The sequence below is a fragment of the Nisaea sp. genome (assembly GCF_965216895.1).
In the GTDB taxonomy this organism is placed as follows: domain Bacteria; phylum Pseudomonadota; class Alphaproteobacteria; order Thalassobaculales; family Thalassobaculaceae; genus Nisaea.
In genome coordinates this window covers 884,929-910,441 of record NZ_OZ244205.1, presented here as the reverse complement: position 1 = coordinate 910,441, position 25,513 = coordinate 884,929, and the positions used below count along the sequence as shown (strand labels likewise).

General features: G+C 62.6%; 28 protein-coding genes. 9 read left to right on the top strand and 19 right to left on the bottom strand.

Going from position 1 to position 25,513, the window contains the following annotated elements; translation table 11 throughout:
• Nucleotides 1–92: 92 nt before the first annotated feature.
• Complete coding sequence (gene pxpB, locus ACOOE1_RS04390; protein WP_420405122.1) at nucleotides 93–818, top strand: 5-oxoprolinase subunit PxpB; 726 nt, start codon at nucleotides 93–95, stop codon at nucleotides 816–818.
• A complete protein-coding gene (locus ACOOE1_RS04385) occupies nucleotides 815–1,846 on the top strand; it encodes a biotin-dependent carboxyltransferase family protein (RefSeq protein WP_420405121.1) in 1,032 nt (343 codons plus the stop codon). Before pxpB ends, ACOOE1_RS04385 begins: the two co-directional genes overlap by 4 nt.
• On the opposite strand, the gene ACOOE1_RS04380 is transcribed toward ACOOE1_RS04385, so the two are convergent.
• A complete protein-coding gene (locus ACOOE1_RS04380) occupies nucleotides 1,843–2,874 on the bottom strand; it encodes an MBL fold metallo-hydrolase (RefSeq protein ID WP_420405120.1) in 1,032 nt (343 codons plus the stop codon). The two genes, ACOOE1_RS04385 and ACOOE1_RS04380, sit on opposite strands and share 4 nt — an antisense overlap.
• Before the next feature lie 211 nt (nucleotides 2,875–3,085).
• On the opposite strand from ACOOE1_RS04380, the gene phnN reads away from it, so the two are divergent.
• Nucleotides 3,086–3,637 (top strand): phosphonate metabolism protein/1,5-bisphosphokinase (PRPP-forming) PhnN, encoded by a 552-nt coding sequence (gene phnN / locus ACOOE1_RS04375; protein WP_420405119.1) that lies wholly within the window; start codon nucleotides 3,086–3,088, stop codon nucleotides 3,635–3,637.
• A 36-nt stretch (nucleotides 3,638–3,673) separates the two neighbouring features.
• Here phnN and ACOOE1_RS04370 read toward each other — a convergent pair whose 3' ends face one another.
• Genes ACOOE1_RS04370 through phnG form a run of 8 tightly spaced genes read right to left on the bottom strand, consistent with a single transcriptional unit; the run spans nucleotide 3,674 to nucleotide 10,138 of the window.
• Entirely contained in the window at nucleotides 3,674–4,288 is a 615-nt protein-coding gene (locus ACOOE1_RS04370; RefSeq protein WP_420405118.1) for a chloramphenicol acetyltransferase, read from the bottom strand.
• Nucleotides 4,289–4,317: 29 nt separating this feature from the next.
• Nucleotides 4,318–5,475 carry an alpha-D-ribose 1-methylphosphonate 5-triphosphate diphosphatase gene (locus ACOOE1_RS04365; protein ID WP_420405117.1) on the bottom strand — a complete coding sequence of 386 codons (1,158 nt, stop codon included), beginning with the start codon at nucleotides 5,473–5,475 and terminating at the stop codon, nucleotides 4,318–4,320.
• Complete coding sequence (gene phnL, locus ACOOE1_RS04360; RefSeq protein ID WP_420405116.1) at nucleotides 5,472–6,182, bottom strand: phosphonate C-P lyase system protein PhnL; 711 nt, start codon at nucleotides 6,180–6,182, stop codon at nucleotides 5,472–5,474. Before phnL ends, ACOOE1_RS04365 begins: the two co-directional genes overlap by 4 nt.
• Before the next feature lie 4 nt (nucleotides 6,183–6,186).
• The gene (gene phnK / locus ACOOE1_RS04355; protein ID WP_420405115.1) at nucleotides 6,187–6,975 is read right to left on the bottom strand and encodes a phosphonate C-P lyase system protein PhnK; all 789 of its coding nucleotides are present in this window, start codon (nucleotides 6,973–6,975) and stop codon (nucleotides 6,187–6,189) included.
• Nucleotides 6,972–7,919, bottom strand: a complete 948-nt coding sequence (locus ACOOE1_RS04350) for an alpha-D-ribose 1-methylphosphonate 5-phosphate C-P-lyase PhnJ (protein WP_420405114.1) — start codon at nucleotides 7,917–7,919, stop codon at nucleotides 6,972–6,974. The genes phnK and ACOOE1_RS04350 overlap by 4 nt, the downstream gene beginning before the upstream one ends.
• Nucleotides 7,920–7,928: 9 nt before the next feature.
• On the bottom strand, nucleotides 7,929–9,047 hold the full coding sequence (locus tag ACOOE1_RS04345; RefSeq protein ID WP_420405113.1) for a carbon-phosphorus lyase complex subunit PhnI: 1,119 nt from the start codon (nucleotides 9,045–9,047) through the stop codon (nucleotides 7,929–7,931).
• Between the two features lie 4 nt (nucleotides 9,048–9,051).
• Complete coding sequence (phnH, locus tag ACOOE1_RS04340; protein WP_420405112.1) at nucleotides 9,052–9,672, bottom strand: phosphonate C-P lyase system protein PhnH; 621 nt, start codon at nucleotides 9,670–9,672, stop codon at nucleotides 9,052–9,054.
• A gap of 4 nt (nucleotides 9,673–9,676) precedes the next feature.
• Complete coding sequence (gene phnG, locus ACOOE1_RS04335; protein ID WP_420405111.1) at nucleotides 9,677–10,138, bottom strand: phosphonate C-P lyase system protein PhnG; 462 nt, start codon at nucleotides 10,136–10,138, stop codon at nucleotides 9,677–9,679.
• A gap of 129 nt (nucleotides 10,139–10,267) precedes the next feature.
• Between phnG and phnF the strand changes: the two genes are divergently transcribed.
• The 3 genes from phnF to ACOOE1_RS04320 all read left to right on the top strand — a co-directional run bounded on the left by phnF (nucleotide 10,268) and on the right by ACOOE1_RS04320 (nucleotide 13,493).
• Nucleotides 10,268–10,987, top strand: a complete 720-nt coding sequence (gene phnF, locus ACOOE1_RS04330; protein ID WP_420405110.1) for a phosphonate metabolism transcriptional regulator PhnF — start codon at nucleotides 10,268–10,270, stop codon at nucleotides 10,985–10,987.
• A gap of 111 nt (nucleotides 10,988–11,098) precedes the next feature.
• The gene (locus tag ACOOE1_RS04325; RefSeq protein WP_420405109.1) at nucleotides 11,099–11,815 is read left to right on the top strand and encodes a cupin domain-containing protein; all 717 of its coding nucleotides are present in this window, start codon (nucleotides 11,099–11,101) and stop codon (nucleotides 11,813–11,815) included.
• Nucleotides 11,793–13,493, top strand: coding sequence for a thiamine pyrophosphate-binding protein (locus tag ACOOE1_RS04320; protein ID WP_420405108.1), 1,701 nt, complete (start codon nucleotides 11,793–11,795; stop codon nucleotides 13,491–13,493). Before ACOOE1_RS04325 ends, ACOOE1_RS04320 begins: the two co-directional genes overlap by 23 nt.
• A 262-nt stretch (nucleotides 13,494–13,755) precedes the next feature.
• On the opposite strand, the gene ACOOE1_RS04315 is transcribed toward ACOOE1_RS04320, so the two are convergent.
• From ACOOE1_RS04315 to ACOOE1_RS04300, 4 genes are read right to left on the bottom strand one after another with little or no spacing between them, the layout of a single operon-like run.
• Nucleotides 13,756–14,214, bottom strand: coding sequence for a periplasmic heavy metal sensor (locus tag ACOOE1_RS04315; protein ID WP_420405107.1), 459 nt, complete (start codon nucleotides 14,212–14,214; stop codon nucleotides 13,756–13,758).
• The gene (locus tag ACOOE1_RS04310) at nucleotides 14,211–14,642 is read right to left on the bottom strand and encodes a hypothetical protein (protein WP_420405106.1); all 432 of its coding nucleotides are present in this window, start codon (nucleotides 14,640–14,642) and stop codon (nucleotides 14,211–14,213) included. Before ACOOE1_RS04310 ends, ACOOE1_RS04315 begins: the two co-directional genes overlap by 4 nt.
• Nucleotides 14,639–15,211, bottom strand: a complete 573-nt coding sequence (locus ACOOE1_RS04305; protein WP_420405105.1) for a sigma-70 family RNA polymerase sigma factor — start codon at nucleotides 15,209–15,211, stop codon at nucleotides 14,639–14,641. The genes ACOOE1_RS04310 and ACOOE1_RS04305 overlap by 4 nt, the downstream gene beginning before the upstream one ends.
• Nucleotides 15,212–15,245: 34 nt before the next feature.
• Nucleotides 15,246–15,728 carry an EF-hand domain-containing protein gene (locus ACOOE1_RS04300; protein ID WP_420405104.1) on the bottom strand — a complete coding sequence of 161 codons (483 nt, stop codon included), beginning with the start codon at nucleotides 15,726–15,728 and terminating at the stop codon, nucleotides 15,246–15,248.
• A gap of 187 nt (nucleotides 15,729–15,915) precedes the next feature.
• Here ACOOE1_RS04300 and ACOOE1_RS04295 point away from each other — a divergent pair, with 187 nt between their 5' ends.
• The 3 genes from ACOOE1_RS04295 to ACOOE1_RS04285 all read left to right on the top strand — a co-directional run bounded on the left by ACOOE1_RS04295 (nucleotide 15,916) and on the right by ACOOE1_RS04285 (nucleotide 18,763).
• Nucleotides 15,916–16,854 carry a 3-keto-5-aminohexanoate cleavage protein gene (locus ACOOE1_RS04295; RefSeq protein WP_420405103.1) on the top strand — a complete coding sequence of 313 codons (939 nt, stop codon included), beginning with the start codon at nucleotides 15,916–15,918 and terminating at the stop codon, nucleotides 16,852–16,854.
• A 4-nt stretch (nucleotides 16,855–16,858) separates the two neighbouring features.
• Complete coding sequence (locus tag ACOOE1_RS04290) at nucleotides 16,859–17,668, top strand: shikimate dehydrogenase family protein (protein WP_420405102.1); 810 nt, start codon at nucleotides 16,859–16,861, stop codon at nucleotides 17,666–17,668.
• A 222-nt stretch (nucleotides 17,669–17,890) separates the two neighbouring features.
• Nucleotides 17,891–18,763 carry a response regulator gene (locus ACOOE1_RS04285; RefSeq protein ID WP_420405101.1) on the top strand — a complete coding sequence of 291 codons (873 nt, stop codon included), beginning with the start codon at nucleotides 17,891–17,893 and terminating at the stop codon, nucleotides 18,761–18,763.
• Nucleotides 18,764–18,826: 63 nt separating this feature from the next.
• On the opposite strand, the gene ACOOE1_RS04280 is transcribed toward ACOOE1_RS04285, so the two are convergent.
• The 6 genes from ACOOE1_RS04280 to ACOOE1_RS04255 form a co-directional block, all read right to left on the bottom strand.
• The gene (locus ACOOE1_RS04280) at nucleotides 18,827–19,624 is read right to left on the bottom strand and encodes an FAD binding domain-containing protein (protein ID WP_420405100.1); all 798 of its coding nucleotides are present in this window, start codon (nucleotides 19,622–19,624) and stop codon (nucleotides 18,827–18,829) included.
• A gap of 26 nt (nucleotides 19,625–19,650) precedes the next feature.
• Nucleotides 19,651–22,014 (bottom strand): xanthine dehydrogenase family protein molybdopterin-binding subunit, encoded by a 2,364-nt coding sequence (locus tag ACOOE1_RS04275; RefSeq protein ID WP_420405099.1) that lies wholly within the window; start codon nucleotides 22,012–22,014, stop codon nucleotides 19,651–19,653.
• A 48-nt stretch (nucleotides 22,015–22,062) separates the two neighbouring features.
• Nucleotides 22,063–22,521: a (2Fe-2S)-binding protein gene (locus ACOOE1_RS04270; protein WP_420405098.1), complete on the bottom strand. Its 459-nt coding sequence runs from the start codon at nucleotides 22,519–22,521 to the stop codon at nucleotides 22,063–22,065.
• Nucleotides 22,522–22,779: 258 nt separating this feature from the next.
• On the bottom strand, nucleotides 22,780–23,406 hold the full coding sequence (locus ACOOE1_RS04265; protein WP_420405097.1) for an SRPBCC family protein: 627 nt from the start codon (nucleotides 23,404–23,406) through the stop codon (nucleotides 22,780–22,782).
• Between the two features lie 114 nt (nucleotides 23,407–23,520).
• A complete protein-coding gene (locus ACOOE1_RS04260) occupies nucleotides 23,521–25,236 on the bottom strand; it encodes a Na(+)/H(+) antiporter subunit D (protein WP_420405096.1) in 1,716 nt (571 codons plus the stop codon).
• A complete protein-coding gene (locus ACOOE1_RS04255) occupies nucleotides 25,220–25,510 on the bottom strand; it encodes a hypothetical protein (protein ID WP_420405095.1) in 291 nt (96 codons plus the stop codon). The genes ACOOE1_RS04260 and ACOOE1_RS04255 overlap by 17 nt, the downstream gene beginning before the upstream one ends.
• Between the last annotated feature and the right edge of the window lie 3 nt (nucleotides 25,511–25,513).

The following is a 25,513-nucleotide window of genomic DNA, read 5'->3' as shown; positions in this document are numbered from 1 at the left end:
TGCGCTTGCGCTCTCCCCGACGAAACTAGATGGGTACCTGAGACTAGCGCCATTTGCTTCGCCCGGTCCATGTCCTCAACAGAACCATTGTCATGTCGGAACCTGTTTTTCTTCCCGCCGGTGACACGGCGCTCGTGGTCCAGTTCGGCGAGGCGGTCGATGCCGCGGTGAACCGCCGTGTCCGTCATCTCGCCGCGAAGCTGCGCGAGTCGTCGGAGAGGGGGGTTGTCGATATCGTGCCGACGATCCGCTCGCTGATGGTGCACTACGATCCGCTCGAAACGAGTGCCGGAAAATTGACGGCCGCGATATCGGAGCTGCTGCACCATCGGGGTGCCGACGAGGATTCCTACCGGCTCTGGTCGATCCCTGTCTGCTACGAGGGAGACTGTGCGCCGGACCTCGACAATGTCGCGCGGGAAATGAAACTCGATACCGGCGAGGTGGTGCGCCGTCATGCAGCCGAACCGCTGGAGGTTTTCATGATGGGATTCCTGCCCGGGTTTCCCTATCTCGGCCTTCTGCCGGAGGAGTTCGACATTCCGCGTCTTTTCGAGCCGCGGGTGAAGGTGCCGGCGCGTTCGATCTCTGTCGCGGTGCGCCAGACCACGGTCTACACCGTCGAATGCCCTGGCGGTTGGCATTTGATCGGACAGACTCCCGTCGAATTTTTCGATCCCGAGAGGGCAGAGCCGATTCTCGTGGCGGCGGGCGACCGCATCCGCTTCGAACCGGTATCCGTGGCTGACTACGAAAGCATTCGGAAAGCCGTCGAGGCGGAGGACTACACGCCGGTCTCCGAGGAGATCGCGCCATGACCGGTTTCAGGGTCATTCAAGCGGGGTTCGCGCCGACCTTGCAGGATTTCGGCCGCCCCGCCTTCCAGAATCGCGGTGTGCCGGTCTCCGGTGCGCTGGACCCGGTGTCGCTGCGTATCGGCAATGCGCTCGTCGGCAATGACGGCGGGACGGCGGCAATTGAGTTCCGACTGGTCGGTCCGACGTTGGAAGTGACGGCGGAAAGCGTGCGCGTGGCGCTGGCCGGAACCCGTGCCGGTCTCGTTGTCGAGGCCGGAGAGCGGGTCACGTTGCCTTCCTGCCAGAGCGTCACGCTCCTCCGCGGCCAGCGCGTGTCTGTCGCACCTGTGACGGACAGCGGGGTTGCCTATCTTTGTGTCGAGGGCGGGTTCGACCTGCCCAGCGTCTTCGACAGCCTCTCGACCTACGGACGATCCCGCATCGGCGGTTATCACGGTCGCGCCCTGACGGAGGGCGACGACCTTCCGCTCCGCTTCTCCGCAGTGGAAGAACGCGGCGAGTTGCGCCTGGAAGACCTGTCCTATCTTGACGAGACGGGCCCGGCACGGGTCGTGCTCGGCCCCCAGCGGGACTATTTCAGCGATGCGAGCACTGCGGCGTTCTTTCAGGCGGAGTACACGATCAGCCGGGAGGCCGACCGCATGGGGATGCGGCTCGAGGGCCCGGCGCTCGAACATGCGCGCGGCTATAACATCACCTCAGACGGGATCGTGACCGGGGCGATCCAGGTTCCGGGCAACGGCATGCCGATCATTCTGCTCGCCGACCACCAGACGACGGGCGGCTATCCGAAGATCGGCACCGTTATCTCCGCCGATATTCCGCGTCTCGGGCGGATGAAGCCGGGGGATATGCTCTCTTTCGAGGAAATCGACGTGGAAGGGGCAGAGGAGGCGCGCCGGATGCAGGAATCGGCAATCCTGAAACTTCTCGCATCCCTGACGCCGGCCGCGGCCTGGCTCGACGAGACCGCGCTCTATCGCGAGAACCTGATCAGCGGCGTGGTGCAGGTCAGCGACGCACTCTAGGCGGCCCGCTCGAAACGGTAGGCCCCGTCGTCCCCAATCGTCCGCAGGACCACGCCGTCCTGCATCAGCAGATGGAGATGCGCAAGGGTCTCGCCGATGGCGAAACGGGTCTGGTGCAGGTCGAGTTCCCGGATGAATAGGGAGCGCATGATGTCCGCCGCCGATCCGGGCCGCGCGCAAGCCGCCGCGGCTTCTTCGAGCCGTTCGTCATGGTGGTTCTTCAGCGCGTTGATGCGGAAATTCATGCCCCGATAAGGACCGTCGTGGCCGGGCAGGATCAGCATTTCGTCCTCGCCGCCTTCCATGCGGGCGAGGAAGCCCAGGAAATCCTGCAGCGGGTTGGCCTCCGGTTCGGTCCACCAAACGGCGATGATCGGCGTGATCCGCGGCAGCAGAAGATCGCCCCCGAGCATGATGTTGTCCGTCTCCGAGAAAAGGCAGACATGGTCAGGCGAGTGGCCGGCGCCGAAATAGGGACGCCAGACCCGGCCGCCGATCCGGAGCCGCGAGTCCGGACCGATCCGCCTGAAGGATGGCGGAATGGGGGCCACCAGTTTGCGGTACTCGTTGCCGATCTTCCGCATTTCTTCGCCGGCATTGCCGCCGAGTCCGAGGCGGCCGTAGAAGCCGACCATCTGCTCGACGAAATCATCGGACGTATCGAGATAGTAGGCCCTCGCGTTCAGCCATTCCGTCCGGCTCATCAAGAGCGGCGCACCGGTACGTTCCTGCAGCCAGCCGGCGAGGCCGACATGGTCCGGGTGGAAGTGGGTGCCGATGATCGCCTGTACCGGATCCTGGCCGATGACGTCCTCGAGAATTCGTGACCAGGCGGTCCGGCATTCCTCCGAGTTCAGGCCGCAATCGACGATCACCCAGCCCGCATCGTCTTCCAGAAGGTAGAGATTGACGTGGTCGAGCGAGAAGGGCAGCGGCAGCCGCAGCCAGTGGATGCCCGGCGCCACTTGGAGGAGTTTCCCGTCGTCGGGACGGCGGTCTCCCATCACATAGTCGAGTTCCTCTGTCATCGTCCGGAGAGTAGTTTGGGTTTGAAGTATCGGAAAGTGCCGAATGCGCACGATTTCGCAACCGATTGCGTTGTGATGCTGGGAGAATGCGCGGGCTCGGTGACGTTGTGACAGCTTGATGAAAAGACATGGAATAGTGGCGCGGGGGCTCGCATCCGGTCGGCAGAAGGGGTACTAGAGGACCGGTTATCCACCCGCGTGAGCACTCTCGATGAAGAACGAGACCGGGACCCTCTGGCTGGTCGTCGGACCGTCCGGCGCCGGCAAGGACAGCTTGCTGGAGGGAGCGAAGCAGCGTCTGAAGGACAGCCCGGTGCATGTCTTCGTGCGCCGGGATATCACGCGCCCGGCAGAGGTCGGCGGGGAGGATCACACGACTGTCTCCGTCGATCATTTCGAGGCGAAAAGGTCCGCCGGTGCCTATGCTCTGAGCTGGGGCGCGCACGGTCTCTTCTATGGCATCCCGTCCTCGATCGGAGAGGATCTGGCGCGGGGTGCGCAAGTCATCGTCAATGTCTCGCGCGCGGTGATCGAGGAGGCGCGTGCATGTTATGCGGATGTCCGCGTGATCGACATCAAGGTGCCCCGCGACGTGCTCGAGGCGCGGCTCAGGGCCCGGGGACGGGAAAGCGAGGAAGACATCCTGAAGCGGCTCGAGCGCGCCGAGGCGTTCGCACTCGAAGGCCCGGGGGTGATTCGATTCTCCAACGACCGGCCCCTCGCGGAATCCGTCGCCGCCTTCACCGCACTCTTCACGCGATAGGAATTGGTCGGCTATTTCCGTTGATGAGATCGTTTTTTAACGATATTTGGCGAGAAAATCCGCCGCGGAGAGGCTCCGGAAGTCGCCGATGCGCTCTGCAAGCAACTCGTGCGGCCAGTCCCACCAGGCGAGCTCCATCAGGCCTTCGGCGGTCGCTTCGTCGACCCGGCGCTTGATTTCCTTCGAGGGAACGCCGCCGACGATCGTGTAGGGGGCGACGTCCTTGCTGACGACGGCACCCGCCGCGATCACCGCGCCGCTTCCGACATTGACGCCCGCAAGTACGGTCGCGCCGTGGCCGATCCAGACATCGTGCCCGATGCTGCAATGATGCTGGCGGCGCCAGTCGAAGAAAGCCTCGTCGTCCGCACCCATACCGTAGGCGGCGCTGCGATAAAGGAAATGATGCTGCGAGGCGCGCCAACTCGGGTGGTTTCCGGGATTGATGCGGGTATGCGCGGCGATTGAGCAGAATTTTCCTATTGTCGTGTAGATCACGTCGCTGTCGTTGACCACATAAGAATAATCCCCCAACTCGCTCTCGATCACGGAGGTGCGGGCACCGACCTCGGTCCAGGAGCCAAGCTCGGAGTCCCGAACGGTCGCGGTCTCGTGCACGCTCGGCATCGGGGAAAGCTGCTTCTGTCCCATATCTCTCGCTCGCTTTCGGCAAACGTAACTCAGGCGACCCGGATGCCGGAGCGCATGACCTTGCGGATGATCGGGGTGCCGTCGTTGGCGCGGCGGACACGGATCAGGTCGGCCCGCTTGCCCGGCGCGATCTCGCCCCGATCGTCGAGCCCGACCATGCGAGCCGGGTTGCGGGTTACCGTCGCCAGGGCCTGGGGCAGCGGCAGGCCATGCCATTCGTGCAGCAGGAAGGCGCCGTGCAGCAGGCTCGCCGGCACGTAGTCTGAGGAAAGCGCATCGAGAACACCCGCCTCGGCCAGTTCCCCAGCCGAAACATTGCCGGAATGGGAGCCGCCGCGAACCACGTTCGGCCCTCCCATGATATTGCTCAGTCCCTTTCTGCGGGCATGGACAGCGGCTTCGAGCGAGGTCGGGAACTCGCTGATTGTGAGACCGAGCGCGTGCGCCTCTTCGACATGCTCCGCCGTCGCGTCGTCGTGGCTCGCGGTGACGATCCCGCGTTCGGCGCAGGTGGAGGCGATGATCCGGCGGTGCTTGTCGCAATAGAGTTCCTGGTTCTTCTTGCGGTCCTCGACCATGGCGTCGAACTCGGCATCGCTCATGGCGTGCTTACCGGTGTAGTAGATCTTCAGCTTCTCGATATCGACGAACTGGCGCTGACCCGGGGTGTGATCCATCAGCGAGACCAGCCGGACCAGCGGGTCGTCCTTGAAGGGCTCGAACAGTTCGACCGCGCGTGGATTGCCCACCTCGCAGCGCATGTGCAGGAAGTGGTCGGCGCGCAGCATGCCGCTCGCATTCGCTTCGTGGATCGAGTTCGCTGACTCCGTCAGGATCTCGTCCCGCGCGTCGTCCTTGACGGTGCCGCCGACAGCGACCGCGTCCAGGACCGTGGTGATCCCCGCTGCGGCAACCTGAGCATCATGGGCCATCAGCGCCGAAACCACGGGCCAATGGACTCTCGGGCGCGGGATCAGGTGCTTTTCAAGATTGTCCGTATGCAGCTCGACGAGTCCGGCAATCAGGATGTCGCCGTCGTAATCCACCGCACCCGGCATCGAGACAATGCCTTCCGTCACATCCTCGATCCGGTCGCCCCGGATGGTGACGGTGCCGTGGATCTCTCGATCGGCGAGGATGATTCGCGCATTGGTCAGCACGTCATCCGGCGTTTCGGTATTGCTCACGCTGCTTTCCTCGCTTCCTCAAGGGTATAGGTGCGGGTCCCGACCTCCTCGCGGACCTGTTCGTCGTGAAAGATCCCGACGATGGCGGAGCCGGCTTCCCTGGCCTCGTTGATCAGGTCGACGACGGTCTGACGGTTCTCGGCATCGAGAGAGGCGGTCGGTTCGTCGAGCAGCAATACAGGATAATCCTGGACCATTGTCATGGCGATATTCACCCGCTGCTGTTCGCCTCCGGAAAAGGTCGCGGGCGGCAGCGACCAGAGGCTTTCGGGAATGCGCAGGCGGGTCAGCAGCGTTGCCGCCTTCTCGCGCGCGGCGATCTCGTTTATTCTGCGGGAGAGCAGGGGCTCCATCACGAGATCGAGCGTCGTGACCCGGGGAATGACGCGAAGGAACTGGCTGACATAGCCGAGCGTTCTGGCGCGGATATCGAGCACGACATGCGGCGGCGCGGTGACCAGATCGACCATTTCTCCGTCATGACGGATCGAGACGCTGCCCTGCTGCGGCAGATAGTTGGCATAAAGTGAGCGGAGAAGGGTCGATTTTCCGGCGCCCGACGGGCCGGCGAGGATCACGCACTCGCCCCTTTGGACGGACAGCGAGACGTTCTCCAGCACGGTCAGCGTGACGCCGCCCTGGTTGTGCAGCGTGAAGCTCTTGAGCAGGCTTTCGACACGGATCATTTCGTTCGGATTTTCGGTCATCGGATCACACCGGCAGGATCGAGGAAACAAGAAGCTGGGTATAGGCGTGCTGCGGATCGTCGAGCACCTGGTCGGTCAGGCCCTGTTCGACGACCCGGCCGCGACGCATCACCATCAGCCGATCGGAAAGCAGGCGGACGACACCGAGATCATGGGTGACGATAATGCAGGCGATGCCGAGTTGGCGCACAAGCCCGCGCACGAGGTCCAGCAGCCGCGCCTGTACCGAGACGTCGAGGCCGCTGGTCGGCTCGTCCATGAAGACCAGACGCGGTTTGGTGACGAGATTGCGGGCGATCTGCAGGCGCTGCTGCATGCCGCCGGAGAAGGTGCGCGGCAGGTCATCCATCCGTCCGAGGTCCATTTCCACCTTCTGCAGCCATTCGGACGAGGTCTCGCGGATGGTCTCATAATGACGTTCGCCGACCGCCATCAGCCGCTCGCCGACATTGGCTCCAGCAGAAACATTCATGCGCAGCCCATCGTGGGCATTCTGGAAGATGATGCCCCAGTCAGTGCGCATCAGCATACGCCGCTCGGCTTCGGAGAGCGCGTAGATGTCCTGCAGCCCGTCGACGCGGGTATTGAACCGCACAATGCCGTCTGTCGGCTGCATCAGGCCGGAGGCGCAGCGCAGCAGGGTCGACTTGCCGGATCCGGACTCTCCGACGATGCCGAGGACCTCGCCCGGATAGAGCGAGAAGCCGACGTCCTGACAGCCGATGTTCTGGCCGTATTTCTGGGTGACGCCCTCGACTTCGAGCAGGGGGCCGTCCTCGCGCCGTGTCGTCATTCGGCTTCTCCCTTGCCTTCTGAGCTGTTCGCGACACCCAGATGACCGACATGGCCGGCCTCTCGGCGTTCTGCGCAATAGTCGCTGTCGGAGCAGACATACATCCGGCCGCCCGCGTCGTCGGTGATGACCTCGTCGAGATAGCTGTCACCGGCACCGCACAGCGCGCAGGTGTCGTTCCACGATTGGATGGCGAAGGGGTGATCTTCGAAATCGAGGCTCTTCACGTCGGTATAGGGCGGCACGGCATAGATCCGCTTCTCCCGCCCGGCGCCAAACAGCTGCAGCGCGGCCATCTGGTGCATCTTCGGATTATCGAATTTCGGGATCGGGCTCGGCGCCATGATGTAGCGGCCGTTCACCTGGACCGGATAGTTGTACGAAGTAGTGATCCGGCCGTAGCGCGCGATGCTCTCGTAGAGGCTGACATGCATCACGCCGTATTCCTCAAGCGCATGCATCTTCCGCGTCTCGGTCTCACGCGGCTCGACCCAGCGCAGCGGCTCGGGGATCGGCACCTGATAGACCAGGATTTGCGCCTCGGTCAGAGGTTTCTCCGGGATCCGGTGCCGGGTCTGGATGACTGTCGCCTCGGAGGTTTTTTCGGTCGTCGCAACGCCGGCTGTCTTGGCGAAGAAGCGTCGGATATTCACCGCGTTCGTGGTGTCGTCCGCGCCCTGGTCGATAACCTTCAGGGTGTCGTCGCGGCCGATCACGGCCGCCGTCACCTGCATCCCGCCTGTGCCCCAGCCGTAGGGCAGCGGCATCTCGCGGCTGCCGAAGGGGACCTGATAGCCGGGTATCGCGACGCCTTTGAGGATCGCGCGGCGGATCATCCGTTTTGTCTGTTCGTCGAGATAGGCGAAATTGTATCCCTCGACCTGGGCGACCGGCCGGTCGTCCTCCGGGGCCTGCCAGGGCTGGGCGCTTTGACCTGTGCTCATGCTCTCGTCCTACTCGGCCGCGGCCAGTTCGTCGTCATCGGTTCGATTGCCTTTCTCGCGCGCTTCGATTTCCGCGCGGAGCTCCCGCACGGTCACGAGTTCGCCCTGGAAGTCGACGTAATGCGGAAGCTTCAGGTGCTGGACGAAGCCCGAGGCCTCGACATTGTCGGAATGGTAGAGGACGAACTCCTCGTCCTGCGCGGGCGCTTCTATCTCCTCGCCGAACTCGCGCGCGCGGAGCGCCCGGTCGACCAGCGCCATAGACATCGCCTTGCGTTCGCAATGTCCGAAGGTGAGGCCGTAGCCGCGGGTGAATTGCGGCGGCACCTTCGAGGATCCCTTGAACTGGTTGACCATCTGGCACTCGGTGACGGTGATCTCGCCGATCTCGATCTCGAAACCGAGCTCCTCCGGAACGAACGACACGGCAAGCTCTCCCATGCGGATCTCGCCGGCGAAAGGGTGGGCGTTGCCGAAGCCGCGCTGGGTGGAATAGCCGAGCGCCAGCAGGAAGCCCTCGTCGCCGCGAGCCAAATTCTGCAGGCGTGTCGCCCGGTCGGCCGGAAACGTCATCGACTCCCGTGTAAGGTCCGGTACAGGTCCGTCCTCGTCATCCGGGATCTCAAGCTCGATCAGGTCCTCATGGTCGAGGATGTCGGCGACCCGCGGCATGCCGTCCGGAACCGGTTCGTCGGATTTCGGCGCTTCCTCGGTCTCGCCGTTCGCCGCCAGGGTGAAATCGAGAAGCCGGTGCGTATAGTCGAAGCTCGGGCCTAGGATCTGGCCGCCCGGGAGGTCCTTGTAGGTCGCGGAAATGCGCCGGCGGATCTGCATCTTCGCCGTATCGATCGGCAGCGAAGCGCCGAAGCGGGGCAGGGTGGTGCGGTAAGCGCGGAGCAGGAAGACCGCCTCCTGGATGTCGCCGTTCGCCTGCTTGATGGCGAGTGCCGCAAGATCCGGGTCGTGAAGCGATCCCTCGGTCATCACCCGGTCGACGGCGAGCGGAAGCTGTTCGCGGATTTGCGCGATGGAGAGTTCGGGTACCTGGCGGTCGCCCCGGCGGATGTCGGCGAGGTAGCGCAGCGAGTTCTCGATCGCCTTGTCGCCGCCTTTGACAGCTACATACATGGAGCTATTCCTTTCCAGCCGTGAGGGACACCGTCGTTGTCCTCGGGACCGCGACCATCGAGGCGCCAGAGACGAAGACGAGGTCGACGCCGCGGGGGAAGTAGCGCTGTTGTGCCGCGCGCGCAGTCCAGAAGCCGGAGGAAACGTCCGGCAGATCGAGCTTGATCCGGTCCTTGATGCCCGGGCCCGTCAGGACGAGTGGACCGCCGGTCTTCATGGTCTCGACCTGGATCAGCAGGGTCGCGCCGTTCTCCGGATACTCATCCGTCCCGCAATTGAAGGCGGAAAGGCTTTCAGGTGCCTTATCCAGAATGGCGAAGGCGGCTTCACTGCTGTCGCCGGTGATCCGCGTTCCGCAGTGGAATTTCAGATAGGCCTCTGCCGTATCGGTCGCGAGTGCCGGGGCGAGATAGAGCGGGGTTTCGAAATCTACGAGGGCCAGCGCGATGGCCGTCGCCGCGAGATCGAGCGGCGCAGGTCCATCTATGTCTATCTCGACGGTTTGTACTGTTCCGGGCCTTGCCATGGCGTCAAGTAGATGGCGGAAGACCTTCTGGGATTCCGTCACCGTATCCGCGAAACCGGGCGTGAGATGCGTTGCTTGGGCGAGCTTGTCGGCAGACATCGGCTTAGTTCTCCCGCGCCACGGTGAAGAATTCGACCTTGGTCGCGGCAGCCTTTTTGCTGGCCTGGTTGCGGCGGTCGAGATGTCTAAGTTCAAGTGGCTTGATGATGGAATGTTCGACGGTCTCGGCCCGTTCCTTGCGCTGCATGAGCGCATCGATCACGGCGGCGACTTCGGCATGCTCCTTGTTTCGGCCGGAGACATATCCGTGGCCGATCGCGCCGCAGGTGAGTCCGACGGTGCAGCGGGTGACCGTCATTTCGCCGATATTGAAGCGATTGCCTGTGCCGCCCATGCGCCCGCGGACCATGACCATGCCGATTTCAGGCGCGCGGATCCGGCTCCATTCGGGTTTGTCCGGCAGATTTTGCCAGAGACTGTTGAGGTCGGCGTAGGACGCCTTTGCGAGAATGGACATCCAGCGCTTGCGCTCAGTCGAGTTCGGCGGGGAAGCCTGCGGTTCCATCGTCTTGTCCTCTTGTTCGACAAATTCCTGATTTGTCTAGATATCTATATCTTTATGTGTTATAGACCCGCGCAACGCTCCGTGCAACGGGTGCCGGGTGAAACTTTGATGAATGTCGGGGGGATTGCCTTGATCGAACGGAACAGCGGACAGGCCCTATGGCGGCAGATCGCAACCGATATTTCCGACGCAATCCGCTCCGGACGCTATGCACCCGGCAGCAAGCTGCCGACCGAAGCCGAACTCTCCCAGTTATATGGCGTCAACCGGCACACATTGCGCCGCGCTGTCTCCGAACTGGCGGAAGACGGTGTCATCCGGGTCGAGCAGGGGCGCGGAAGCTTCGTGCAGGAGCATGTGCTGGACTATCTCGTCGCGAAAAAGACGCGCTTCTCCGACAATGTGCTGCGCCAGAAGCGCACGCCCGGCGGCCGGACACTGTTGCTGCGCGAAGAGGATGGGGATCCCGTGATCCTCAATCAGCTCGGCCTTGCGAGAGGCAGCAAGCTTACTCGGCTTGATCGCGTCGGGGAAGTGGATGGCAGGCCCATATCCGTAGGCAGCCACTATTTCCCATCGCTCCGCGTGCCAGGATTCGCGGAACTGCATAAGGAACTGGACTCGATCACCAAGGTTCTGACCCGGCTCGGGCACGGCGAATATACCCGGCATGTCACGCGCGTGACGGCCCGGATGCCGGATGCGGCCGATGCGGATCTCCTGCAGCAGCCGCGCAGCCGGCCGGTGCTGGTTGTTGAGTCGATCAATGTCACACCGGACGGGAACCCGATCGAGTACGGCTTTGCTCGCTATGCCGCGGACCGGTTCCAGCTTGTGTTCGAAAGCTGACGGATTCTTCCTGGAACGATTGTTCGTCTCGGATTCGAAAGAAACTGATCGCAAAGCGATCCTTGACCTCGGATGCGCTGCGGGTGAGGTAGTACTGGAACTTCAACCCGCGTGAAGCGGGACGATCAAGGGAGGCAGGCGAAGATCCTGCCTAATGGTTTGATGGCGACATCCACCAATGTTTTGCGTCTCGTCAAAGACGTTTTTTCTCCGCATGCCGTTTCGAAGAACCTGCCTGACGCGTTCCGGATTTTGTATTGCAATGGAGGCGATCTGGCGTTCGAGGGCGGCAGTGTTCTGCAGCCTGACGAAGCCCGCTACATGCGGACCGGTTATGCTTTGCGGGCCGGCACCGAAGGCGGTGAGCTCTGGCGCTGGGAAGTCGGCGATGCGAAAGTCAATCCCGAGCTGGATCTCGGCGAAGGTATTCGCAGCGAACTCGTGGTAAGCAACGATGTCCCCAGCGTTGAAAAGCTGGAAGACTGGCTGATCCGCTGCGACAGCGTGCTGTTCCCGACAGGAGGAACGGCCGTGCCGCACACCCATATCGGCCCCGGCATCCGCTGCATGCGAAACGGCAAGCTGACGCTCTCGACAGACACGAAGTCGCAGGACTACCATCCGGGCGATGCTTGGTTCGAGCCGGGTGGCGAGGCCGTCTGGGCCAGCGCCTGTACCGACGAGTGTACGCGTTTCATCCGCGTTCTCCTCCTGCCCAAGGAATTGAAAGGCAAGAGTTCGATCCGCTATCTGAACGAGGCGGACCGCCGCAAACCCAAATCCCAACGCTATAAGAGTTATGTAGATGAGCTCCTCTCCCTCAAGTAACGGTTCCGGTGCCGGTCGCCTCGGCGGCCATATTCTTGTCGATGCACTGGTGACCGAGGGGGTGGATCTTGTCTTCGGCGTGCCGGGCGAGAGCTATCTCGCGGTGATCGACGGCCTGCAGGAGACCAACGGGATCCGCACCGTGATGTGCCGCCAGGAAGGCGGCGCCGCGATGATGGCGGACGCTTACGGCAAGCTCACGGGGCGTCCGGGCGTTTGCATGGTGACCCGCGGGCCGGGCGCGACCAATGCCAGCGCCGGCGTGCATGTCGCTTTCCAGGATTCGACCCCGATGGTTCTGCTGGTCGGTCAGGTTGCGCGCTGGATGGTCGAGCGCGAGGCATTCCAGGAGATCGACTACCGCCGCATGTTCGGGCAGATGGCGAAATGGGTGGCGCAGATCGACGACGCCGCGCGCATCCCGGAATATATCAGCCGGGCCTTCCACACCGCGGTCTCCGGACGGCCGGGGCCGGTTGTCCTAGCACTGCCGGAAGACATGCTGACGGACTATGCCGAGGCTGCGCAGATCGCACCTTATATCGCGGTCGAGCCGCATCCGGGACCTCAGCAGATGGCTGATTTCCGCGCCATGCTGGAGAGAGCCGAACGCCCGATGATGATCGTCGGCGGCGGCGGCTGGGACCGGGAGGCCTGCGAAAAGATCGAACAGTTCGCGGTCGCCAACGGCATTCCGGTCGGCGCGTCCTTCCGCTGTCAGGACTATTTCGACAACCGGCACCCGAATTATGTAGGCCATGTCGGCATCGGTATCGATCCGTCGCTCGCGACCAGAATCAAGGAGAGCGACATGGTGATCGCCCTCGGCACCAGGCTGGGGGAGATGACCACGGGCGGCTACACGATGTTCGACATCCCCCGTCCGAAACAGGGACTTGTCCACATCCACGGTAGTGCCGAGGAACTCGGCAGGGTTTATCAGGGTGATCTGCTGATCAACGCATCGCCGCGTGCCTTCGCGGCTGCGCTTGACGCGATGGAGCCGGTCGACGGCACCCAGCGGAAGAAGGATATTGCCCGGGGCCACGCCGACTACCTGGCGACGCTGGAGCCGCTCAAGGTTCCGGGATCCGTGCAGATGGGAGAAATCGCCGCCTGGCTCAACAAGATATTGCCGGACGACGCGATCATCGCAAACGGTGCCGGGAACTACGCCACCTGGATGCACCGTTTCTACCAGTACCGCGGTTTCCGTACCCAGCTCGCGCCGACCAGCGGGTCCATGGGCTACGGCCTGCCGGCAGCGGTTGCGGCGGCGCTGGTGCACCCGGAACGGGTCGTCGTCTCGATGAACGGAGACGGCTGTTTCATGATGCATGGCCAGGAACTGGCGACCGCGATGCAACATGGTGCCAAGCTTATCATCGTCGTGATCAATAACGGCATGTACGGCACCATTCGCATGCACCAGGAACGCGAGTTCCCGGGGCGGGTGAAACATACGGAGCTGCAGAATCCGGATTTCGCGGCCCTGGCGCGCGCTTATGGTGCGCTTGGCGAGACCGTGCTCGAAACGTCGGATTTCGCGCCCGCGTTCGAGCGCGCGCTCGCGGCGGACAAGCCCACCCTGATCGAGGTGAAGATCGATCCGGAAGCGATCACGCCTAAGACCACGCTCTCCGCGATCCGTGCTGCCGCGTTGGAAAAAGCCGGCTGATTTCACATACCGTTCCCTCTCGCGTCTAGGCGAATGGCGCGGCATCCTTTGCGATGCCGCCCGCAATCGTCGAACCTCAGAGGAGGCGGGGATGCGCATGCGCAGGTGGTTGTTGCGGGAACTGGAACGGGACACTCGGCAGGTGCCGCTCTGGCTGTTCAACTGGTTCCGTCCGGCCGATCAGGCCGAGGCTATCGTCCTTGAGGCGTTGCGAGTAAGGCGGAACGTTGTCCGATGACCGATTGAGCGCAGCCTCGGGGGCTCAGTCGTGTTTCCGTCTGCGATCGAGCTTCTCGACGAGCTTGCGGCGCTGTTCGGGCGTCAGCTGATCCATGATTTCGATCATGAAGGAATGCGTTTCCGCCCGCATCAGGTCGTGAACCGCGTTCATCCGGTCCAGTGCCTCGAGATAGGCGCTCTTGTCGAACGGCTCGCGGACAAGCACGTCGCGGATCGCGCGCCTGCTTTCCCGCGTCTCCTCGAAATTTTCCCGCATGGCATCGTCGTGCTGCTCCAGCCGGTCGCGGAGCGCCGGCGTCAGGCTGTCGCCAAGGGCGTATTCGATCACCCTTGATATCGACTTGCCGTGCCGCGGGCCTCCATGTCCCTTGAAACCGTCCCAGCGGTCCCATCGGCCGACGACCATGCCGGCGACGAACAGGTTGAGGGCGAGGGACAGGAATAGCAGCAAAGCCAGAGTGCGGGTCCGGGTCCAGGTCATTGGTTGATCTCCAGTGTCTCCACGCCGAGCGCGCTCTCTAGAACCGTCAATTGATCGTCGTAAACGGTTGCCGTATCCGCCGGCAGGTCTGTCAGGCTGATGCCGACGATGAAGCCGGCCGCACTCGCCGCGACGAGACCGGCCGCCGGCTGCCACAGGCTGCCGAAGGGCCAGAGCGCTTCAAAGAGCCCGCGAAGACCGAAGGTACCGCCCGGTTCTGCGATCGGGCGGGGAGGAAGTTCGGTCTCGCTGAGGAAGTCGGCAAGGGCGGCATCCAGAGCAGCCCATTCGGCCAGAACCGATTCAAGGTCCGGGCGCTCAGAGAGCAGGGAGCGCGCCGCATCTCGTTCCGACGCGGGCCATTTCGCGAGGTCGGAGCCAAAGGCATCCGCCAGTTCCCTGAAACGTTTTTCGCTTATCTCTCTCATCTGCGTTCTCCCGCTACCGCGCTGGCGTTTGCGCCGTACTGTCTCCGCAGGACAATTTCTTTCAGTTTCGCGCGCGCACGCCGCAACAGGGACTCGAGGGCATCGACGCTGATCTCCATGCTATTCGCCACCTCGTCGGCCGTCATGTCCTTGAGATGGAAGAGCGAGATCGCGATCCTCTGGCGTTCCGGCAGAAGCGCAACGGCATCACGCAGGCCCGTTGCGGCCCGTTTCTCCGCCAAGGCCTGCTCCGGGGTCGGATTGCCGTCCTCGAATTCCCGGGTCTCGATGTCCACGCTCGGGCGCCGGGCTCTCAGCCGGTCGACGGCGAGATTGTGCGCGATCCGGTAGATCCACGATTTCGCGCTGCCGGCCGGGTTCCAGCGGGGCGCATGGCTCCAGACCCGGGCAAAGCATTCCTGCACGACCTCTTCGCCGTCGCTGCGGTTGCCGAGGATACGATAGGCGAACGCGCATACCGCGCCGCGATGACGGGTCACGAGCCTGTCAAAGGCCGCCTGGTCGCCATTGGCGACCAGGCCCAGCAGGTCATTGTCCGACTCCGCCATGCGCGCTTCCGGTATCCGCTGGATCACGCGGCTATTAGTGCCGGTAACTCCGGTTGTCGCAAGAGCGGCCATGTTTGCTCCCGTGTGGACCGCGCATTTCGGTGACTTCCTCGAGACTGACGACACCGTCCCGGTCGCTGTCCATGCGTTGCATGCGATGCGCGCCGGCGCGGGCATATTCCTCGGTCGTCACGATGCCGTCGCCGTCGGTATCGAGCCGTGAGAGGAACCGTTCGATGCGCTTCAGGCGCTGTTCCCTGCGGGCCGCATCCATCTCTGAGGCGTCGATGGTTCCGTCGTTGTTGGCATCGATCTCCGACGCGCGCTTGCCGCGGGCCTGATACATCTCGGCCCTGGTCAGCTTCTGGTCGCCATTCGCGTCTGCGTTCCTGAAGCGCTCAAGCATCATGGCCTTGTGTTCGGCGGCACGCGGGCCGCCCCGCATGCCGTGACTGTCGGCAAGGGCCGGCATCGCGAGGACCGTTCCGAGCAGTGCGGCGGCAAAAACCTTCTTCATCTGAATAGATCCCTTGTTGCGTGAACCCGTTCCATTCGATCGGGTTATCGGTACAAACGGCGGGGGCCGGAAATTCCGTCGGCGCTGCGGAAAATAATCTCTCGTTCCGAACCGGGACTTTCAAACCGCCGGTGCCCGGAGTAGCCTGCAACCAGTTCAACGGCTTGAAAAAATTTTGGAGGAAGCGATGGCCGCGGCAAGCAAGAAAGTGATCATTACCTGTGCGGTGACGGGGTCGATCCATACGCCGACGATGAGCCCGCATCTGCCGATCACGCCGGACGAGATCGCGAAAGACGCGATCGCGGCCGCGGAAGCCGGCGCCTCCATCCTGCACCTGCACGCGCGCAATCCTGAGGATGGCAGCCCGACGCCGGATCCGGACATGTTCATGCAGTTCCTGCCGCGTATCAAACAGTCCTGCGACGCGGTCGTGAACATCACGACCGGCGGCGGTCATGGCATGAGCCTGGAGGAGCGCCTCGCGGCCGCGTTCCGCGCCAGCCCGGAAATGACCTCGCTCAACATGGGCTCGATGAATTTCGGCCTGTTTCCGATCCTCGACAAGATGAAGGACTTTCAGCATCCGTGGGAGCCGCAGTTCCTCGAGAATTCCCGGGATTTCATCTTCCGCAACACTTTCAAGGACATCGAGTACATCCTGAAGGAGCTCGGCGAGGGCCATGGCGTACGCTTCGAGTTCGAATGCTACGATGTCGGCCATCTCTACACGCTGGCGCATTTCGCCGACCGCGGATTGGTGAAGCCGCCGTTCTTCGTGCAGACGATCTTCGGCATTCTGGGCGGAATCGGCGCGGACGAAGAAAATCTCATGCATATGCGCCGCATCGCCAACAAGCTGTTCGGCGACGATTACGAATGGTCGGTTCTGGCGGCCGGACGTCACCAGATGAATTTCTGCACCATGGCAGCGATGCTGGGCGGAAACGTTCGGGTCGGCCTCGAGGACAGCCTGTTCATCTCGAAAGGAAAGCTTGCCGAGAGCAATGCCGACCAGGTGGCGAAGATCAAGCGCATCGTCGAGGATCTCTCGCTTGAGGTGGCCACACCGACGGAGGCCCGTGAGATGCTCGCGCTCAAGGGCGGCGACCAGGTGAAATTCTGATCCGATGGGAGCCACGCTCGACATCACCGGGAAAACGCGCGTCTTCGGATGCATCGCCGATCCGATCGATCACGTGCGGGCGCCCATGGTCTTCAATCCGATTTTCGAGGCGCGCGGCATTGATGCCGTGATGGTTCCGGTGCATGTCGCACCGGACCGGCTTGAGACCGCGATCGCGGGTCTGAAGGCGCAGTTGAACTTCGGCGGCATGGCGGTGACCGTTCCGCACAAGCTCCGGCTGATGGAACTCTGCGATGAAGTCGGCCGGCAGGGGCGCCTCGTCGGCGCCGTGAATGCCGTCAAGTTCGACGCCGGGCGACGCATGATCGGGGACAATTTCGACGGCGCCGGCTTCGTTGCGGGGATGCGGGCGGAAGGCCATGAGGTTACCGGCCGCGCCGTGCTCCAGCTCGGCGCCGGCGGGGCGGGACGCGCAATCGCCTTCGCGCTCGCTGATGCGGGTGTCTCCAGGCTGGTGATCCATAACCGGACGCGCTCCAAGGCCGAAGAGCTGGCCGCTGCGGTCGCGTCAGCTTATCCGGCGGTTCCCGTATCGGTCGGAGACGCGGACCCTGACGGTTGCGATATCGTGATCAACACCACTTCGTCCGGGCTGCATGACGGCGATCCGCTGCCGATCGACGGTGGCCTCTTGAGGTCCGATCTGCTGATTGCGGAGATCATCATGATTCCCGAGCGGACAAAGCTGCTCGACGTCGCGTTGGAGAAGGGCTGCAAGATCCAGTACGGACGGCACATGCTTGATCATCAGATTACTCTTATCGGTGAATTTCTTGGCTGTTTAAGCGCATAGTGTGACGAAATGGCACCATATCGTAGGCGGATGACATTGAAAGCGAACTGGATTCTGGCCATTTGACGGAATCTTATGTTTTCTGGTGCGATTGCTGCACCGGTCCGGGATACGATTGGCGGGTCTATGAACAAAGAGGCTTCTAAAGCGGATCTGTCGCAGATCCGTATCGCTCTTTGTGGCTTGAACCGGCAGGTTCTCCTGCCGGTACGCTCGGAGCTCATGGCACTCGGATACCAAGGGACCGAATGGATCCGCTCTGATGAAGAGCTTCGCCGCTGGGTGCAGAGCGGAATTTCCGATCTCATCGTGGCCGATCATCAGCTCGACGAGGGAGCGGCAATCGAGACGGTCCGGGAGATCCGCAATGGCGATCTCGGAGAGAATCCGTTTTCCGTGGTCATTATGACGACCTGGGCAAACGACCCGGCGAATGTGCGCGATGCGATCAACAGCGGAGTCGATGATCTGATCGTCGCGCCCTATTCGACGGGCCAACTTCTCGACCGTATCCAAAAAATGATCACGGACCGCAAACCCTTTATCGCGACAAGCGATTATGTCGGCCCCGAGCGCCGGAGGGATCCGAGCCGGAAAAGCAGCATCCCGGTCTTTGAGCCGCCGAACACGCTCCGGATGCGGCAGGAAGGCGTAAAGGTCGACTCGGTATCCCTGAAAGAGCAGATTGCCGAAACGAACCTGCAGATCAAGGAAGAGAAGCTGCGCCGGATCGGCTTCCAGATTTCATTCCTGGTCGATCTCGTGCTTCCGAAATTCGGAATCAGCGAATTCAACGAGGAAACGGTCGAACATATCGAGCGGCTTGCAAGGATGAGCGGCGAGGCGGTCCAGCGTCTGCAAGGTACGCGGTACGAAGGAATCTCGCAGCTTTGCAGATCGCTTCACAAGCTGGCGCGACGTATAGCCGCCGATCCGGCCGAGGCCGCGCCGGACGACGTCGAGCTCTTGAAGCCGCTCTCCCGGGCCATCCTGGAGGCGTTCTTTCCCTCCGAGAGCACGGGGGATCTCGTCGATCAGATCGCAGGCGCGATTTCAAGCTACAACGAGCGCAAGAGCCGCTTCGCGGAGAAATAGCCGGCAAAGAATAACCCCGGGCGATGGAAGCCCGGGGTTCTCGTGTAGGTATTGCGCTATCCGTCAGCCGGCTTTCGCGACAGCCCGCTTCGCCATTACCGTAATCAGGTGCGCGCGATAAGCTGCACCGGCATGAATGTCGGCGTTGAGATCGTTCTCGGAGACCTTTATTCCGGCGATTGCGTCCGCCGAGAAATTTCCGCCCAGCGCGCTTTCCATCTCCGGCACCCGGAAGACACCGTCCTGGCCTGCGCCGGTGACGGCGACACGCGCACCGCTGCCAGTCTGGGCAACGAAGACGCCGACCAGAGCATAGCGCGAGGCCGGGTTGGGGAATTTCTCGTAGGCGGCCTTGCCCGGAACAGGAAAGGAGACCCTGGTGATGATCTCGTCCTCCTCCAGTGCGGTCTCGAACATACCGGTGAAAAAGTCGTCCGCGGCGATTTCGCGCTTGCTGGTATGGATGGTCGCACCGAGGGCGAGACAGGCTGCAGGATAGTCCGCCGCCGGATCGTTGTTCGCGATCGATCCACCGATCGTTCCCATATTGCGGACCTGCGCATCGCCGATATTGTCGGCAAGCTCGGCCAGCGCGGGGATCGTGGACTTGACCTTGGCGGAGGCGGCCACTTCGGCATGCTTGGTCATCGCGCCGATGGTGACCGTGCCGCCGCCGGCGCTGATGCCCTTCAGTTCGTCGACACCGGAAAGGTCGATCAGGTCCGACGGGCTTGCCAGTCGCTGCTTCAGGGTCGGGATCATGGTCTGACCGCCGGCGAGCAGCTTGCCATCATCGGCGCCTTTCAGGGCGCTGACCGCATCGGCGACGCTGGCCGGTTTGTGATGCTCGAACTCATACATCGTCAGGGTTCCTTCCTGGCTTTCGCTTACTCGGCCGCCTGCAAGGCGGTCCAGATCTTCTCCGGCGTGGCCGGCATGCTCATATCGCGCACGCCCTTGTCCCAGAGCGCGTCGATAACGGCGTTTATCACCGCCGGCGGCGAGCCGATGGCCCCGACCTCTCCGACGCCTTTAACACCGAGCGTGTTATGAGCGCAGAGCGTGCTCTGCGTCGCGACATTGAACGAGGGCAGGTCGTCGGCCCGGGGCATGGTGTAATCCATGAAGGAGCCGGTCATGAGCTGGCCGTTCTCGTCATAGACCGCCTGTTCCAGCAGCGCCTGGCCGATGCCCTGAGCGACCCCGCCATGCACCTGGCCCTCGACGATCATGGGGTTGATGACCCGCCCGATATCGTCGACCGCGGTGAAGTTCACCACCTCGACAATGCCGGTATCCGGATCGATCTCGACCTCGCAGATATGGCAGCCGCCGGGATAGGTGAAGTTGGCCGGGTCGTAGAAGGCCTTTTCGTCCAGTCCCGGTTCCAGTTCGTCGTGCGGGAAATTGTGCGGGACATAGGCTGTCAGCGCCACTTCGCCGAACGCCATCGAGCGGTCGGTGCCGGCCACGGTGAAGTTGCCGTCCTTGAACTCGATATCCTCAGCCGAGGCCTCGAGCACATGAGCCGCGATCTTCTTGGCCTTGTCGATGATCTTGTCGACCGCCCTGATCAGGGCCTCGCCGCCGACCGCGAGCGAGCGCGAGCCGTAGGTGCCCATGCCGAATTGCACCTTGTTGGTGTCGCCATGGCTGATCTCGATATTTTCCATCGGCAGGCCGAGCCGGTCGGAGACCAACTGGGCGAAAGTCGTCTCGTGCCCCTGGCCGTGGCTGTGCGTCCCGGTGAAGACGGTGACGGAACCGGTCGGATGAACCCGGACCTCGGCGGACTCGTAGAGCCCGGCTCGGGCGCCGAGCGAGCCGACAACGGCGGAGGGGGCGATGCCGCAGGCTTCCAGATATGTCGAGAAGCCCATGCCGCGGAGCTTGCCGCGGCCGGCGGCCTCCGCCTTGCGGGCGGCGAAACCGTCGACATCCGCAATCTTTGTCGCGGAGGCGAGCGTGGCCTCGTAGTCGCCGCTGTCATATTGCAGCGCTACCGGCGTCTGGTAGGGGAAGGCGTCGGCCGGAATGAAGTTCCGTCGACGGATCTCCACCTTGTCGATCCCGGTCTCGCGTGCCGCCTGGTCGACGATGCGCTCGATCAGATAGGTCGCCTCGGGGCGTCCGGCGCCGCGATAAGCGTCGACCGGCACGGTGTTGGTGAAGACCGCCTTGACGTTGGCGTGGATCACCGGCGTGGTGTAGGTGCCGGCGAGCAGCGTCGCGTGCAGATAGGTTGGTACGCAGGGCGCGAACGTGGAGAGATAGGCTCCCATATTCGCCTTTGTCTGTACCTTCAGGGCGAGGAACTTTCCGTCCTTGTCGAGCGCCAGCTCTGCGTGGCTGATATGGTCGCGGCCATGGGCATCGGAGACAAAGCTCTCCGCGCGCTCCGCGACCCATTTGATCGGCCGTCCGACTTTCGGGGCCGCCCAGGTTACGATCGCCTCTTCGGCATAGTGATAGATCTTCGAGCCGAAGCCGCCACCGACATCCGGTGCGACAACCCGCAGTTTGTGTTCCGGAATCGAAAGCACGAAAGCGCCCATCAGCAGGCGGATGACATGCGGGTTCTGGCTCGTCGTGTAGAGCGTATACTCGCCCGTGGCCGGATCGAACTCGCCGACGGCGGCGCGCGGTTCCATCGCGTTCGGAACCAGGCGGTTGTTCACCAGATCGATCTTCGTGACATGGGCGGCCGACGCGATCGCGGCATCGACCTCGGACTCGTCGCCGATTTCCCAGTCGAAGCAGAGATTGGTGCCGATCTCGTCATGCACGAGGGACTTGTCCGCGAGGGCCGCGTCCATTGTCGTTGCGGATTGCAGGACCTCGTAATCGACATTGATCTGCTCGGCCGCGTCCTTTGCCTGGGCATAGGTATCCGCGATCACCACGGCGACCTGATCGCCGACATAACGGACCTTGCCCTGTGCGAGCGGCGGGTGCCCCGGCTCGTGCATCGGCGTGCCGTCCTTGGAATGGACCTGCCAGCCGCAGGGCAGGGAGCCGACCTGCATATCCTCGCCGGTAAAGACCGCAAGCACGCCCTTGGCGGCTTTGGCGGCGGCAGTGTCGATCGACTTGATCTTGGCATGCGCATGCGGGCTGCGCAGAATGTAGGCATAGCTTTGTCCCGGGCGATTGAGATCGTCCGTGTAGTTGCCCTTGCCTGTCAGAAAGCGGAAATCCTCGACGCGCTTGACCGCGGCGCCTATCCCCGTACCCGTGGTTCCGTCCGGCATTCTATCCTCCCAATTCCCAAAGCGGTTGGCCCGCTGTTGTTCAGATATTCAGACGCCTGCTGCCTGTTGCACCGCCTTGACGATATTGTGGTAGCCCGTACAACGGCAGATGTTGCCCTCGAGCCAGTCGCGGATCTCGTGCTCGCTCGGTTTCGGGTTCTTCTGCAGCAGGTCCACCGCGCTCATCACCATGCCCGGAGTGCAGAAGCCGCACTGCAGACCGTGGTTGTCGCGGAAGGCTTCCTGCATCGGATGGAGCTTTTCGCCGTCGGCGAGACCTTCGATGGTGGTTACCTGTGCACCCTCGGCCTGCACGGCAAGCATGGTGCAGCTTTTCACCGAATTGCCGTCAACATGCACCACGCAGGCGCCGCACTGGCTGGTGTCGCAGCCGACATGGGTACCGGTCAGGCGGAGCTGTTCGCGGATGAATTGAACAAGAAGTGTGCGCGGTTCGACGTCGCCGCTGACAGCTTTCCCGTTCACCGTCATGGACACGGTGGTCATATCTTCTCTCCCTGCAATCTCCCCAGGGCGCTGCTAGAGTGGGCGCCCCAGAATCCCAAGATCCTGAATATGCCGAAAAGTTCGCTCCTTCCGACCTTGGCGCTCAGTCTCACAGCCAATCGAGGTCGAGGTCAAGCGACGGTTAGATGGCGCCGTGAATTCGTGACCGTGGGGATCCCGGAACAAAGAAAAACGGCGCGGAACAAGTGTCCCGCGCCGTCTCGTGCCGGCCGCCTCGGGCCGGAGTTTTTCAACGGATCAGAAGCTGAGCGCCATCATGGAGAACCAGACCAGGCTGGCGATCGCCACGCCGGTCGTCAGGATCGCGGTCCAATGCAGGCCGTGATATTCGTTCTCGGCCGGAACGCCGTCTTTGCTCATCGCTGTGTCCTTTCCTTGTTCTGCCGCAACCGGCGCCGGCGCTTCCGCGGCCGGCGCTTCACCGCCTTCTCCGACGACCTCGCTGAAGGTCTTGAAGAAATCGTTCGCCATTTTCTTTGCCGTCGAGTCGATCAGCCGCGCGCCGATCTGCGCCAGCTTGCCACCGACCTGAGCGTTGACGTCGTATTTGAGCAGGGTTCCGCCATCGGCATCGGAAAGCGCGACCTTGGCGCCGCCTTTCGCGAATCCCGCGGCGCCGCCCTTGCCTTCGCCGCTGATCGTGTAGCCGTTCGGCGGATCGATATCGGACAGCGTCACCGCTCCGGTGAATTTCGCCTTGACCGGGCCGACCTTCGCCGAAACTTTGGCGTCGAACGCATTGTCCGCGGTGCGGTTCACTTCCTCGCATCCGGGAATGCACTGTTTGAGGATCTCGGGATCGTTCAGCGCCTCCCAGACCTTCTGCCGGGGCGCCGGGACGAGATACTCGCCGCTCATGTCCATAGCGATGAACCTTTCTCTAACAGGAGGAAACCCGGAAGGATCGACTTATCATCTTTTCCCGACCCGTTCCAGATAGGTCGGCATGCTGCTCGTTACCATATTCCAAAGCAGTCATTATACGGCCGAGTAGCTCACCATAAGGGCGACAAGCAGAAGGAAGGCGATGATCGCAACCGCATTCCCGACCCCGAATGTCCGTCCGTAGAGGCCCCCGGGCGCAAAAATGCTGGCCGAAAGGGAAATCGCGGACCGGATGACGGTCTTGGCATCGCCCGTTGCGTGCTTGTAGGCGGTGTCGATCCCGCGGCCGACCGCAATCAGGCTGCGTGGCAGAAGCCGTCTGTAGACCCAGTCGAAATCGAGATTGCTCGATTTCAGCTCCGGGGGATAGACGCGGCAGAGAATCAGCACGGTGAAGGCCAGCGCCGCGAATGCCAGTAGTTGCAGCTGCGTGATGACGTGAGACGCCGTGTAGGGGGCATAGTCGACATCGTAGGGCAGCAGGGCGTAGAGCGGCTGCGGCCAGACGCCGATGCCAACGCACAGAATCGCAGCGGCGCCCATCGCAAGCAGCATGTTCGTCGGCGCTTCCTTTGGGCGCATGCCGCGGTCGCGGGAAAAGAACACCGAATAGCAGATTCTGAAAACGGATTGATGGAACGCGCCAAGGGACGCCAGGAGCAGCGCACACCATACGAGCCAGTAACCTTCCTTGCCGCTCGCGGACACGATCAGCGATTTCGAGACAAAGCCCGAGAACAGCGGAAATGCGGAAACCGATGCAGCGCCGACGACACAGAAGGCCATAGTCAGGGGCATGCTTCTGAAGAGACCTCCGAGGTCCGAGCCTCTGCAGGTGCCGGTGCGGAACAGGACAGCGCCCATGGCCATGAAGAGCAAGCCCTTGTAGATCACGCTGGCAAATGCATGCGCCGCCGTTCCATTCAGCGCGAGTTCGGTGCCGATACCGACACCGACAACCATCATTCCGAGCTGGCTGTTGAGGGTATAAGCAAGAACACGCCTCAAGTCGTTTTCAATTGCCGCATAGAATACCGGAAATACCGCCATCACCGCGCCGATCCAGATCAACATCTCGGTTCCGGCAAAACCGCGCGCGAGGGCATAGACCGCAAGCTTGGTGGTGAAGGCGGAAAGGACGACGGTGCCGACCACAGTGGCCTGCGCGTAAGCGTCCTGCAGCCAGTTGTGCAGCAGCGGAAAGGCGCACTTGATGCCGAAGGCCAGCAAGATCAGAGGCGCGCCGGGCGCATCGAGACCGAGCTGTTCGAAAGCGAGCGAGCCCGTTGCGTTCAAATGCACGACAAGGCCTGCAAGCAGCAGGACGCCGGAGCTGACCTGAATGATCAGGTAACGTATGCCGGACCGGAAGGCGCTCTCGGTTCCGCTGGCCCAGATCAGGAACACCGAGGAGATAGCGGTCAGTTCCCAGAACACGAAGAGCGAGATCAGGTCGCCTGCCAATGCGGCGGCGACGGCGCTGCCGGCATAGACCTGCGCAGCCGTGAGCTGCACCGGATCGGCTTCGTGCCACGCATACAGATTTCCGAGGACGGCCGCGATCATGAAGATCGTCACGAAGATGCGGGACAGGTTGTCGATCCTCAGCAATTCGAGCTCATAACCGAGGAAATCCACAGCCGCGTGGGAACCGTCGGGCAGTGCGAAGACATAAGCGAGCAGCACCACCGGCAGGGCGATCACATAGACTCGCGACAGCCTGGCCCCGAGGAACGGAACGAGCAGGCCGCCCAGTGCCAGAAGGATGCCGGGATTCATCGGGAGGAGGAGATCAGCGATCGCGGTCATAGTAATCCTCGTCCCGCATCAGGAAGACCCGCATGCCCTTGGCGGCGAGCACCAGCCCGACGCACATCACGAAGCCGTAGACGGCATAAAACCCGAACCAGGATTCGGCCTCGAAATACGGATGCTTGTGATAGAAGGCATCGGCAGCGAACAGCGCGGCGCAGACGGCGAAGAGCATATAGATGATCTTCTTCACGTTGCGTGGATTGTCGAGCCAGCGGGGCGCTTCGCCTGCCGGAGCGCCGTGGTGACGTTTTTCGCCGTGGTCGCTCATGCA

Bases quoted from the DNA above. Each gene is read 5' to 3' on its own strand.
- ACOOE1_RS04260 (WP_420405096.1), bottom strand. From the start codon at position 25,236: ATGACCGCGATCGCTGATCTCCTCCTCCCGATGAATCCCGGCATCCTT.
- phnH (WP_420405112.1), bottom strand. From the start codon at position 9,672: ATGTCTGCCGACAAGCTCGCCCAAGCAACGCATCTCACGCCCGGTTTC.
- phnG (WP_420405111.1), bottom strand. From the start codon at position 10,138: ATGGAACCGCAGGCTTCCCCGCCGAACTCGACTGAGCGCAAGCGCTGG.
- ACOOE1_RS04350 (WP_420405114.1), bottom strand. From the start codon at position 7,919: ATGAGCACAGGTCAAAGCGCCCAGCCCTGGCAGGCCCCGGAGGACGAC.
- phnL (WP_420405116.1), bottom strand. From the start codon at position 6,182: ATGACCGAAAATCCGAACGAAATGATCCGTGTCGAAAGCCTGCTCAAG.
- ACOOE1_RS04280 (WP_420405100.1), bottom strand. From the start codon at position 19,624: ATGTATGAGTTCGAGCATCACAAACCGGCCAGCGTCGCCGATGCGGTC.
- ACOOE1_RS04385 (WP_420405121.1), top strand. From the start codon at position 815: ATGACCGGTTTCAGGGTCATTCAAGCGGGGTTCGCGCCGACCTTGCAG.
- ACOOE1_RS04310 (WP_420405106.1), bottom strand. From the start codon at position 14,642: ATGAGAGAGATAAGCGAAAAACGTTTCAGGGAACTGGCGGATGCCTTT.
- ACOOE1_RS04285 (WP_420405101.1), top strand. From the start codon at position 17,891: ATGGCACTCGGATACCAAGGGACCGAATGGATCCGCTCTGATGAAGAG.
- ACOOE1_RS04320 (WP_420405108.1), top strand. From the start codon at position 11,793: ATGAGCTCCTCTCCCTCAAGTAACGGTTCCGGTGCCGGTCGCCTCGGC.
- ACOOE1_RS04305 (WP_420405105.1), bottom strand. From the start codon at position 15,211: ATGGCGGAGTCGGACAATGACCTGCTGGGCCTGGTCGCCAATGGCGAC.
- ACOOE1_RS04290 (WP_420405102.1), top strand. From the start codon at position 16,859: ATGGGAGCCACGCTCGACATCACCGGGAAAACGCGCGTCTTCGGATGC.
- ACOOE1_RS04270 (WP_420405098.1), bottom strand. From the start codon at position 22,521: ATGACCACCGTGTCCATGACGGTGAACGGGAAAGCTGTCAGCGGCGAC.
- ACOOE1_RS04380 (WP_420405120.1), bottom strand. From the start codon at position 2,874: ATGACAGAGGAACTCGACTATGTGATGGGAGACCGCCGTCCCGACGAC.
- ACOOE1_RS04315 (WP_420405107.1), bottom strand. From the start codon at position 14,214: ATGACCTGGACCCGGACCCGCACTCTGGCTTTGCTGCTATTCCTGTCC.
- pxpB (WP_420405122.1), top strand. From the start codon at position 93: ATGTCGGAACCTGTTTTTCTTCCCGCCGGTGACACGGCGCTCGTGGTC.
- phnN (WP_420405119.1), top strand. From the start codon at position 3,086: ATGAAGAACGAGACCGGGACCCTCTGGCTGGTCGTCGGACCGTCCGGC.
- ACOOE1_RS04255 (WP_420405095.1), bottom strand. From the start codon at position 25,510: ATGAGCGACCACGGCGAAAAACGTCACCACGGCGCTCCGGCAGGCGAA.
- ACOOE1_RS04265 (WP_420405097.1), bottom strand. From the start codon at position 23,406: ATGGACATGAGCGGCGAGTATCTCGTCCCGGCGCCCCGGCAGAAGGTC.
- ACOOE1_RS04295 (WP_420405103.1), top strand. From the start codon at position 15,916: ATGGCCGCGGCAAGCAAGAAAGTGATCATTACCTGTGCGGTGACGGGG.
- ACOOE1_RS04275 (WP_420405099.1), bottom strand. From the start codon at position 22,014: ATGCCGGACGGAACCACGGGTACGGGGATAGGCGCCGCGGTCAAGCGC.
- ACOOE1_RS04300 (WP_420405104.1), bottom strand. From the start codon at position 15,728: ATGAAGAAGGTTTTTGCCGCCGCACTGCTCGGAACGGTCCTCGCGATG.
- ACOOE1_RS04370 (WP_420405118.1), bottom strand. From the start codon at position 4,288: ATGGGACAGAAGCAGCTTTCCCCGATGCCGAGCGTGCACGAGACCGCG.
- ACOOE1_RS04345 (WP_420405113.1), bottom strand. From the start codon at position 9,047: ATGTATGTAGCTGTCAAAGGCGGCGACAAGGCGATCGAGAACTCGCTG.
- phnK (WP_420405115.1), bottom strand. From the start codon at position 6,975: ATGACGACACGGCGCGAGGACGGCCCCCTGCTCGAAGTCGAGGGCGTC.